Source organism: Alcanivorax sp. HI0044, assembly GCF_001634945.1.
In genome coordinates this window covers 1-870 of the sequence record NZ_LWEZ01001673.1, presented here as the reverse complement: position 1 = coordinate 870, position 870 = coordinate 1, and the positions used below count along the sequence as shown (strand labels likewise).

1 protein-coding gene and 1 pseudogene are annotated in these 870 nt (G+C 59.4%); both read left to right on the top strand.

Going from position 1 to position 870, the window contains the following annotated elements:
- Positions 1-594, top strand: a 594-nt coding sequence (locus A3730_RS25170; protein ID WP_063539236.1) for an HAD family phosphatase, incomplete at its 5' end; no start/stop codon positions are given.
- A 12-nt stretch (positions 595-606) separates the two neighbouring features.
- Positions 607-870 (top strand): annotated as a pseudogene (locus tag A3730_RS25165) (hypothetical protein); the annotation flags it as partial.

The following is an 870-nucleotide window of genomic DNA, read 5'->3' as shown; positions in this document are numbered from 1 at the left end:
TGGGGAGACTGGCTGGTAGAGAAAGGCATTGTTGACCAGCAGCTCTACAAGGAAACCAACGACCAGTTCTACGTGGATTACCAGAATGGCCGTCTGGATATCATGGCTTACCTGCGTTTTTCCCTGAAAGTACTGGCCGACAACGATATGGCCCAGCTGCATTTCTGGCGTGAACAGTTTCTCGCCGAAAAGCTCGACAGCATGTGGCTTCCCAAGGCCGAAACCCTGCTGCAGAAACACCGCGACCAGGGCCACACCCTGATGATCATCACCGCCACCAACGATTTCGTGACCGCCCCACTGGCGGACCGGCTGGGTGTGGACCATCTGATTGCCACCGTCGCAGAGTGCCGCCGCGAGCGCTATACCGGCAACGTGGCCGGTACCCCCAGCTACCGCGAAGGCAAGGTGGAGCGGCTGGCGGAATGGCTGAACGCCAACGATGAAACCCTGGAGAACAGCTGGTTCTACAGCGACTCCCATAACGACCTGCCGCTGCTGCGCAAGGTCGACAACCCGGTGGCCGTGGACCCGGACAGTGCCCTTGAGCGCGAAGCCCGGGAACAGGGCTGGCCCGTGATCAGCCTGCGCTAACCGGAATTGTTTATGCGTTTTCTCTTTATGGCATTACTGGCCTGCCTGTTGCTGGCCTGCGACAACAACACCAGTGACGACGCCGGGTCCACACCCCAACCAGTCAGTGACGGCACTCTGACAGAGATTCCCGCTGCACAGTGGCAACAGCAGGCGGACGAACGTTTTACTGACACCGCAAAGGCATGGCAACAGGCGCTAACCCGGTTCGAGCAAAACCCGAATGCAGAAAACCTGACCGCACTACGCGATGCCCTGGCGCAGTGGTATCGGCGC